The organism is Pseudonocardia tropica (assembly GCF_040105315.1).
Taxonomy (GTDB): Bacteria; Actinomycetota; Actinomycetes; order Mycobacteriales; family Pseudonocardiaceae; genus Pseudonocardia; species Pseudonocardia alni.
Genome location: NZ_JBEDNP010000086.1, coordinates 1 through 1,366, shown reverse-complemented (window position 1 = coordinate 1,366; position 1,366 = coordinate 1). Strand labels below are relative to the sequence as shown.

Annotated in this window: 1 protein-coding gene and 1 other annotated feature; the gene reads left to right on the top strand. The window is 69.3% G+C overall.

Going from position 1 to position 1,366, the window contains the following annotated elements; all coding sequences use genetic code 11:
- The first annotated feature begins 83 nt into the window (after nucleotides 1-83).
- Nucleotides 84-1,351, top strand: a protein-coding gene (locus WHI96_RS27665) for an IS3 family transposase (protein ID WP_405415969.1) whose coding sequence is annotated in 2 segments (ribosomal slippage) — nucleotides 84-350 and nucleotides 353-1,351 — 1,266 coding nt in all. Because the reading frame shifts where the segments join, the coding sequence is not laid out codon by codon here.
- Nucleotides 338-469: a sequence feature (AL1L pseudoknot), on the top strand. Its footprint overlaps the gene before it by 132 nt.
- Nucleotides 1,352-1,366: the final 15 nt, after the last annotated feature.

The window sequence follows — 1,366 nt, the reverse complement described above, 5'->3', positions numbered from 1 at the left end:
CTGAAGCGCCCCGGATGTGGTGGAGGCTCTGATCCCACGGGAAGGTGGAGATCGTGCCGGCACCGAGGAAGTTCAGCGACGAGATGCGCGAGCGCGCCCAGCGCATGGTCCGTGAAGCACGCCGGCAAGAGCCGGGGCTCTCGGTCAACGCGGCGTGCAAGCGGATCGGCCCGCAGTTGGGGATCCTCCCCGACACGTTGCGCGGCTGGTGCAAACAGGCCGACATCGACGACGGTCTGGCCGCGGGTGTGACCACTGCAGAGTCCGAGGAGCTCAAGCGGCTGCGGCGGGAGAACGCCGAGCTGCGGCGGGCGAACGAGATCCTCAAGACCGCGTCGGCGTTTTTCGCGGCGGCGGAGCTCGACCGCCATATCCGCTGATCGTGGCCTACATCGATCAGCACAAGCGCCGCTTCGGGGTCGAGCCGATCTGTGCTGCCCTGCGCGCGCAGGGCATCGCGGTCGCCCCGAGCGGCTACTACGCGCACAAGAAGCGGGGTCCGTCGCGGCGGGCGCTGCACGACGCGGCGCTGGCCGAGACGATCGAGGCCACCTTCTTCGACCGGGACAAGGGCCGCGGGCTCTACGGGGCCCGCAAGATGTGGCACCAGTTGCGCCGCGACGGCGTCACCGGCCAAGGCGGCGAGCCGGTCGCGCGCTGCACCGTGGAACGACTGATGCGCGAGCTCGGGCTGCGCGGCGTGCGCCGCGGTCAGCCCACGATCACCACCCGGCCCGACCAGCACGCCGGGCGGGCCCCGGACCTGGTCGACAGGGACTTCACCGCGGCGCGGCCCAACCAGCTCTGGGTCGTGGACCTGACCTACGTGCCGACATGGTCGGGGACGGTGTTCACCGCGTTCGTCTCCGACGTGTACTCCCGGCGGATCGTCGGGTGGCGCTGCGCCGCGCGGATGCCCACCGAGCTCCCGCTCGACGCCCTGGAGATGGCGCTGTGGACCCGTGAGCATGCAGGTCAGACCGCTGATGGTCGACTTGAGGGGTTGATCCACCACTCCGACGCCGGAAGTCAGTACACCGCGATCCGCTACGGCGACCGGCTCGCCGAGGCCGGCGCGGTGGCCTCGATCGGCTCGATCGGTGACTCGTATGACAACGCGATGGCCGAGTCGCTGATCGGGCTCTACAAGTCCGAGTGCGTGCGCCGCGACGGGCCGCTGCGCACCGTCGAGGACCTCGAGCTTGTCACCGCCTCCTGGGTGCACTGGTTCAACACCAACCGGCTGCACTCCATGATCGGCAACATCCCGCCGGTCGAGTACGAACAGAACTACTACGCTCACGACACCGCCCGAGAAGATCCAATCTCGGGAGAACCCAGCCTCCACTGAAGCCGGGGCGCTTCA